Here is a 6,778-nt window from a genome sequence, read left to right as displayed (position 1 = left end):
ATCTTCGGCCGGATCCGCGCTCGGGGACTTGACTACTGGGCCGACCCAGGGCGACGTCGCCCCAGCGAGATCAACACCAACGACGGCGGGCGCGGTGTGTACTGGGAAGATCCGAGCGGGCACTTCCTCGAGATCATTACCCGTCCGTACGGCGGCTGAGGCTGAACAAAACGCGGCACGGCAACGGCCGCACGCCAAGCCCGTCGGTCACCGGCCGGATCACGACTGGCGTAACGGAGGCATCGGGACGAGGACGGCGAGCGCGGTGGCTCCGGCGCCGACGCCGCCCTCGCAGGTGTTCGGCGGGACCGTTCCGATGCCGCGGGTGGACGGCCGTTCGGCGGCCCAGAACATGAAGCCGAGCATCCCCGCTGTGGTGCCGGCGCCGTTGGGGGCGACGCTTTGCACGTACGGTGCGGTGGCGTTCTCCACGGACGCCGGGTAGTTGACGCAGTCGGGGAGGGGCTTGCCGCCGTACGCGATGTAGGTGGCGCCGGTGAACTTGGCGGGTGCCAGGGGTGGCACCGGCGGCGCGAACTGTGGCTTGCCGTCAATGTGCTCCTGCCAGTCGGCGATCGCGTTCGAGGCCGAGGCGGGCCGGGCAGTCACCATCGCATTGGCGTAGTCGAGTACCGGCTTGTCGGTGCGCAGCCAGTCGGAGGTCGCCTTCCGGTTGAGGGCGATCAACCAGCGGTCGCCGGCGGCCACGTCGATGGTGAGTCGGGCGGCGGCCCGGGCGCCGGTGGCGTCGTAGGGATGGACGGCGCGGTAGGCGTCGATGAAGGTCTGGAGGGCGGGGAGGTTGGGATTGGTGTTCTGCTCGTAGTCAATCTCGATCCCCACGCCGAGTTGACCGGCCACTGAGGCGGCCCGCTGCCCGAGGAGGGTCGGGTTCTCGGACAGGGCAGAGTCCCAGTCGTCGGTGTAGGTGATGCCCCCGATCGAGAGCATGACCCGGACGCCCCGCGACGTGAAGTAACTGACGATCTCCGGGGTGATGCCACGCGGCACTCCGCTGAGGGTTGTCGCGTCGGTCGTCTGCCGCAGCAGCCGCAACGGGTTGACGAAGCTGAGCACGACCAGGTTGACCGATGGACGACCGTCGCCGCGGTCGATCAGCCAGTGGTTGGCGCCGTCGAACTCGGCGACCGTACGGGCCGCACCCCACGTGCAGAAGTCGTTGCCGCAATGCCATGCACCGTGGACCTGCGGTGCCGTGGCCAACGCATTCAGGACGGGAGCGCGGGTGTCACCGAATGCGGCGGCGGGTCCGGCCGCTGCGAACAGCGCCACCAGGATCGACAGCAGGCACATCAGTCGTCGCATGCGAACCTCCATCAAGGAAGGATCCCCGCCGACAACCCCGGCTTCACCCATCGATAACAAAGTTTGCAGATGGCGTCGACACTCCTTACTGGTTCCCTGACGGTCAGGACGACGGCATAGAGGCCCCCTCATGGGAGAGCTTGCGGGCCGGTCGCGTCACAGCTCGGCGAGTCAAAGTCACGGGCACGCCGAGCTCGGCGAAGCGTTGCAGCAGGTAGGGCCGGTGCGACGGCTGGGTCCGTTCGAAGTCGATCTGGTATAGGTCGCGGGCTGCGGCGAGCCGGCCACGCGATACCAGGACGCGAGCGTGCAGTCGGACCTCGGGAAGTCGGTACGGCCCGGCCTCCTTGATCGACTCGTGGCTTTGCCACCGCTCCAGCATCGCGTCCACCGACGTCAACGATTCGAGGACGGGCCACTGCGCACCGTCTGGGCGGTTCTCGGTCGCGGACGTGTACGTGGGCGATTGATCGGGCCGTAGCTGAGTCAGTCGCCGACTCTCGGGGCCCCCCACATGGACAGGCAGAACGGATGCCCGGCCGGGTCGGCGTACACGAAGCAGTGGTCCGCGTTGGGCTGATGCTCGAGTCGGGTAGCGCCGGCCGCCAGCACACGCGCTCCGGTCGCCACCAGGTCGTCGACGAAGAACTCGAGGTGCATCTGCATCCCCACCTCGCCATCCGGCCAGGTGGGTGGCCGGTAGTCGTCGACCCGCTGGAACCCGATGTCACCGTTGGGCCCTTCTACGAGCGCCCAGTGCTCGTCACCCCTCGCGACCCCGCCGGTGATCTCGGCGTAGAACCGCGCGAGCGCGATCGCGTCGGGCGCATTGACCGTCGTCAGGCTGAGCCTAATCAGGTCCGACATCAACCGATCTCCATCTGCTGGTATTTCGGCGTGAGCTCTTCCCAGCGTTCCTTCCAGCCGGGCGCTCCGGCATCGGAGCTCCAGCCCTCCGGATGGACAGGGCCGTCGACCTCCAGCGACCGACCGAGATCCTCGAGGTGGACCCGCCAACCAGAGGCGTGGAACGGGAGATGCCTCATCGGCAGGCCGCGCTCCTCGACCACCAGCCGGGTCTTGGAGCCCTCCTCGGTCAGCCACGCCTCGATCTGCCCCTCGTCGTCGGTGGTCGGCTCCGTCGTCAGCAGCAGGTGGTGGGGCGCATCGCACACCTCGATGCGCGCCGGACCGGTCCAGCTGCTCGTGAAGACGGTCTGGATCGTGCCGCCGACCCGCATGTCGCCGTCGACCCGGGCGATCCAGCGGGCCAGCCGCTCAGGCGTCGTACACGCCTGCCAGAGGTCGCCGATGTCCGTGTCGTAAAGGCTCTCGACCCTGACTGCTCCGCGGGTCTCGTCGAGCGTTCGCATCGTCGCGATCGTGGTCATCGTCGTGCCTTCTTTCCTCGTGCGATCTCAGAATGAAGAGCGTCGAGCCGGTTCTCCCAGAGCCGGCGGTACGGTCCCAGCCACTCGTCGACCTCGACGAGCGCCTCCAGGCGGAGTGTGTAGATCCGGCGCTGCGCGTCCTGGCGTACGTCGACCAGCCCGGCTTCCCGCAGCACGCGGAGATGTCGGGACACGCCCGGGCGAGCGATCGGGAGAGCCTCGGCCAGCTCACCTGCACTCGCCGGGTGGTCGCGGAGAATCCCGAGAACCGTGCGCCGGCTCTCGTCTGCCAGCGCGTGCAACACGGCGTCCATGATGCGAATGTAACCTTGCGGGTACGTACCCGCAAGGTTACATTCGCATCCGTGAGGAAGTGTCGTGTCCGGGAGGTTCAGGAATGACGGTGGCAGTCGACGCCGAGATCACCGCGTTGATGCAGTGCCTCCAGAGGCAGCGAAACCACGTGCTGGGTGCCGTGGAGGGCCTGAGCGATGAGGCGCTACGGCGCCCCGTGCTGCCCTCTGGGTGGAGCTGCCTGGGGATGGTGCAACACCTCACGCTGTCGGTGGAGCGTTTGTACTTCCGTGCCGTTGTGGCTGGGGATCCGGTGGTCATCGACCAGGTGGGTAGCCAAGGCAGCGCATGGCAGGTGGATCCCGGGCTGCCGGCCGCCGACGTCCTTGACCGCTATCGCCATGAGGCCGCCTTGGCGGATGCCGTCATCGCCGCCTCGTCCCCAGATGCCGACCTGGTCTGGTGGCCCTTTCCCGAGGGTGAGTGGCGCCTGCCCAATGTTCGGGATGTCCTGCTCCATGTGATCACTGAGACCGCCTGCCACGCCGGACACCTCGACGCGGTTCGTGAACTCATCGACGGGCAACAGTGGCTGGTGAACACCTGACCAGTGGCCCTGGCTGAGCTCGGGACCAGCTTGGGAAGGCGCGCGCTATGTGGGGACCTGCGCACCTGTGTCCCTCGCCGCCCCGCGCGAGACTGTAGCCGACGCTATATCCGTCAAGCTCAATCACCGCCCTGGGAATGCTGTGCGACGCCCAACCCGGGACGTTCGCGTGACGCCGTCCGGCTGTTCAGATTCGGCTGTTGCTTCGACCGGAACGCAGCAGCGGCCGTGAATCGCGTGGCGGACCGTCACTCGATGTCGACGACGATCTTGCCGTTGCCGGTGCCGTTCTCCACGACGGCGTAGGCGTCGTCGACGGTGGACAGCGTGAAGCGTCGGGGATCGAGAATCGGCCGCAGCACTCGTGTGTCGGCCAGCGCCCCGGCCTCGCGCAGGATCTCCGCGTGGTGCTCGCGTCTCTTGCCGGTCAGCATCGGCATCAGGGTGAAGACGCCGGAGTAGGTGGCGCCACGGAACGACAGTGGTGCGAGGCTGTGCGTGCCCCAGCCGAGGGCGCTGACGACGTGGCCGGTGTAGGCACGGACGGCGTTGAAGGACAGGTCGAGGGTCGCGCCCCCGATGGTGTCGAAGACGATGTCGAAGCCGTCGCCGCCGGTGTATTCGGCGACGTAGTCCTCGACGGGCGTGGTGGTGTAGTCGATCGGCGTCGCCCCGAGACGTGTGATCGTCGCCAGGCTTCGGGGCGATCCGGTGGCGAACACCTCGGCGCCCCGGGCGCGGGCGAGCTGGATGGCGACGTGCCCCACGCCGCCCGCGCCCCCGTGGACCAGCAGCCGCTGGCCGGCGGTCACCCGCGCCCGGTCCACCAGCGCCTCCCACGAGGTGATGACGGATAGCGGTAGAGCTGCCGCCTCACGGGGGGTCAACGACTCAGGCTTGCGGGCGAGTAACCGGGCGTCCACGGCGGCGTACTCGGCCAGCGACCCCTGGAGATCGCCCACGCCGCCGGTCAAGCCGTACACCTCGTCGCCGGGAGCGAAATCGGTGACTCCCGAACCGACCTCGGCCACGGCGCCGGCCAGGTCCATGCCCAGTACAGCCGGCGGATGGACGCGGGCGTGGGCGGCCCTGCCTGCCCGGATCTTGGTGTCCAACGGGTTGACACCGCTAGCTGTGACCCGGACCAGCACCTGTCCGGGGCCTGCTACCGGCTGCTCGATCTCCGCGAGGGTCAGCGGGCCGCCGAACTCCCTGAGCACCAACGCACGCATGTCACTACCTCGTTTCCAGTACCGGGACGATGCGGAAGTCGACGGTGGCGTGGTCGATGGTCGCGTGCACCGGGGAGTCGGCCATCTCCGTCATGATCCCGGATGCGCTGCGCCGGCCGTCGGAGGCGGAGTCCCACGCGACGATGTCGATGATCGTGCCGTCACCGTCTTCGGCGATCCGTCGCCGGCGAAAGCCAGGCCGGCGTCGCAGGTAGGTGTTGATGTCGTCGTTCGCCTCGACGAACTCGGCGCCGGTGACGCCGGGGACGAGCCGCAATATCGTGATCTCGAGCGCTTCGCTCATGCTTGTACTCCTGCTGATGGCGCGGTGGACCGGACGGTGGACGGTCAGGCGGCCCGCGGGTGGTGCCGGACGGTGATGGTCTGTGCCTCGGTGAACTCGAGCAGCCCGTCGTGGCCGCTCTCCACACCGATGCCGGACTGCTTGCGGCCGCCGAAGGCGACCTGCGCGCTGAGGTGCATGATCTCGTTGACCCAGACGGTGCCGGCGTCGAGCCGGCCGGCGACGGCGAGGGCGGCGTCGGGATCGGCCGACCAGACCGAGGCGCCGAGGGCATACTCGCCGGCGTTGGCGCGAGCAACCGCGTCGTCGACATCATCGAAGCGCAGCAACGGCAGGACAGGGCCGAACTGCTCCTCGCGTACGATCCGGGACTCTTCCGGCGGGTTGTCGACCAGTGTCACGGGTACGAAGAAACCCGGACGTGGCTCGGGCGTCCCGCCGGTCAGGAACGTGTGCCCCTGTCGCTGGCAGTCCTCGATCAGGTCCAGCACGGCGTCGTACTGGCGGCGGTTGGAGATCGGGCCGAGCTGGGTTCCTTCCTGGGTTGGGTCACCCATCCGGATCGTGGCGGCGTACGCGGCGAGGGCCCGGGTCAGCTCCTCGTAGATGTCGGCATGGATGTAGACCCGCTTGGCGGCGAGGCAGATCTGCCCGGTGTTGCTGAACGCCGCCCAGAACAGCTTCTCCGCCATGCTCGGCACGTCCACGTCGGGCATGACGATCGCCGGGTCGTTGCCGCCCAGCTCGAGGGTGATTCGGGTCAGCGTCGCAGCGGCGCCCGCCATGACCGCGCGACCGGTCCGGGTGGAGCCGGTGAAGCTGACCTTGTCGATGCCGGGGTGTCCGCTGAGCCAGGAGCCCAGGTCCCCGCTGCCCGAGACGACGTTGAGCACGCCGGCCGGCAGTAGGTCGCGCAGCAGCTCGCCGAGCCGCAGGGTGGACAGCGGGGTGAACGCCGAGGGTTTCACCACCACGGTGTTGCCGGCCAGCAGTGCCGGTCCGAGCTTGAAGGAGAGTTGCCCCATCGGGTAGTTCCACGGGGTTATCGCGGCGACCACGCCCAGGGGTACCCGCCGGGTCACCGACAGGCGCTCGGTGTTGTCCTCGTTCACCTTCTCCGACAGCGTAAGGTCGGCGGTCTCGCGCAGTCAGTAGGGCAGTCCCGCCACCTCGGCCGCCGCCACCGACGGCGGCTTGCCCTGCTCGGCGGTGACGAGCCGACTGAGCTCGTCGAGGTGGGCGTCCACCATGTCGGCCATTTCGCGCAGCGATTCCCGCCGCCGCGCGAACGGCACGGCGGCCCAGGCTGGGGCGGCGGCGCGGGCGGCGGCCACCGCGGCGTCGAGCTCCTCCCGGGTGCATTCGGGCACGGACGCGACGACGGATTCGTCGGCGGGGTTGATCACGTCGAACGACGACCCGCCGGCCACCGCGGTCCCGCCGATCGTCATGGTCAGGTCGGTGGCAACTGTCGGCAACTGCGACATGGGTGACTCCTGTAAAGGTGAGTGCGGCGAGTCGGCGGCGTGAAATGTGGATCATGGCAGGTAGTCCCGGGTGGGAGACCGGACTGTCAAGCGTCGCATCCGCTCATGTCGATGAGAGTGACCGCCCTTCACAAACT

The 6,778-nt window shown here is 68.5% G+C and carries 8 protein-coding genes and 1 pseudogene; 1 reads left to right on the top strand and 8 read right to left on the bottom strand.

Features of this window, described 5'->3' with window-relative positions; genetic code table 11:
* Nucleotides 1-219: 219 nt before the first annotated feature.
* From AB0J74_RS36915 to AB0J74_RS36895, 5 genes are all read right to left on the bottom strand, one after another.
* Nucleotides 220-1,326 carry a hypothetical protein gene (locus AB0J74_RS36915; protein WP_363457294.1) on the bottom strand — a complete coding sequence of 369 codons (1,107 nt, stop codon included), beginning with the start codon at nucleotides 1,324-1,326 and terminating at the stop codon, nucleotides 220-222.
* Between the two features lie 103 nt (nucleotides 1,327-1,429).
* Nucleotides 1,430-1,717: a hypothetical protein gene (locus AB0J74_RS36910; protein ID WP_363457291.1), complete on the bottom strand. Its 288-nt coding sequence runs from the start codon at nucleotides 1,715-1,717 to the stop codon at nucleotides 1,430-1,432.
* Nucleotides 1,718-1,812: 95 nt separating this feature from the next.
* Complete coding sequence (locus tag AB0J74_RS36905; RefSeq protein ID WP_363457288.1) at nucleotides 1,813-2,193, bottom strand: VOC family protein; 381 nt, start codon at nucleotides 2,191-2,193, stop codon at nucleotides 1,813-1,815.
* A complete protein-coding gene (locus AB0J74_RS36900; RefSeq protein WP_363457285.1) occupies nucleotides 2,193-2,717 on the bottom strand; it encodes an SRPBCC domain-containing protein in 525 nt (174 codons plus the stop codon). The genes AB0J74_RS36905 and AB0J74_RS36900 overlap by 1 nt, the downstream gene beginning before the upstream one ends.
* Nucleotides 2,714-3,031 (bottom strand): metalloregulator ArsR/SmtB family transcription factor, encoded by a 318-nt coding sequence (locus tag AB0J74_RS36895; RefSeq protein WP_363457283.1) that lies wholly within the window; start codon nucleotides 3,029-3,031, stop codon nucleotides 2,714-2,716. The genes AB0J74_RS36900 and AB0J74_RS36895 overlap by 4 nt, the downstream gene beginning before the upstream one ends.
* Before the next feature lie 83 nt (nucleotides 3,032-3,114).
* Here AB0J74_RS36895 and AB0J74_RS36890 point away from each other — a divergent pair, with 83 nt between their 5' ends.
* Nucleotides 3,115-3,618, top strand: coding sequence for a DinB family protein (locus AB0J74_RS36890; protein ID WP_363457280.1), 504 nt, complete (start codon nucleotides 3,115-3,117; stop codon nucleotides 3,616-3,618).
* Nucleotides 3,619-3,866: 248 nt separating this feature from the next.
* Here AB0J74_RS36890 and AB0J74_RS36885 read toward each other — a convergent pair whose 3' ends face one another.
* The 3 genes and pseudogenes from AB0J74_RS36885 to AB0J74_RS36875 all read right to left on the bottom strand — a co-directional run bounded on the left by AB0J74_RS36885 (nucleotide 3,867) and on the right by AB0J74_RS36875 (nucleotide 6,605).
* Nucleotides 3,867-4,850 (bottom strand): zinc-dependent alcohol dehydrogenase family protein, encoded by a 984-nt coding sequence (locus AB0J74_RS36885; RefSeq protein ID WP_363457277.1) that lies wholly within the window; start codon nucleotides 4,848-4,850, stop codon nucleotides 3,867-3,869.
* Nucleotides 4,851-4,854: 4 nt separating this feature from the next.
* The gene (locus tag AB0J74_RS36880) at nucleotides 4,855-5,154 is read right to left on the bottom strand and encodes a hypothetical protein (protein WP_363457275.1); all 300 of its coding nucleotides are present in this window, start codon (nucleotides 5,152-5,154) and stop codon (nucleotides 4,855-4,857) included.
* A 44-nt stretch (nucleotides 5,155-5,198) separates the two neighbouring features.
* A pseudogene (locus AB0J74_RS36875) lies at nucleotides 5,199-6,605 on the bottom strand (aldehyde dehydrogenase family protein).
* Nucleotides 6,606-6,778 lie beyond the last annotated feature (173 nt).

The sequence above is a fragment of the Asanoa sp. NPDC049573 genome, from assembly GCF_040676615.1.
In the GTDB taxonomy this organism is placed as follows: Bacteria; Actinomycetota; Actinomycetes; order Mycobacteriales; family Micromonosporaceae; genus Asanoa.
Note: the sequence above shows the minus strand (reverse complement) of the source record. Positions and strands in the feature narration are given on the sequence as shown.

Bases quoted from the DNA above. Each gene is read 5' to 3' on its own strand.
- AB0J74_RS36915 (WP_363457294.1), bottom strand. From the start codon at position 1,326: ATGCGACGACTGATGTGCCTGCTGTCGATCCTGGTGGCGCTGTTCGCA.
- AB0J74_RS36905 (WP_363457288.1), bottom strand. From the start codon at position 2,193: ATGTCGGACCTGATTAGGCTCAGCCTGACGACGGTCAATGCGCCCGAC.
- AB0J74_RS36900 (WP_363457285.1), bottom strand. From the start codon at position 2,717: ATGACCACGATCGCGACGATGCGAACGCTCGACGAGACCCGCGGAGCA.
- AB0J74_RS36895 (WP_363457283.1), bottom strand. From the start codon at position 3,031: ATGGACGCCGTGTTGCACGCGCTGGCAGACGAGAGCCGGCGCACGGTT.
- AB0J74_RS36890 (WP_363457280.1), top strand. From the start codon at position 3,115: ATGACGGTGGCAGTCGACGCCGAGATCACCGCGTTGATGCAGTGCCTC.
- AB0J74_RS36885 (WP_363457277.1), bottom strand. From the start codon at position 4,850: ATGCGTGCGTTGGTGCTCAGGGAGTTCGGCGGCCCGCTGACCCTCGCG.
- AB0J74_RS36880 (WP_363457275.1), bottom strand. From the start codon at position 5,154: ATGAGCGAAGCGCTCGAGATCACGATATTGCGGCTCGTCCCCGGCGTC.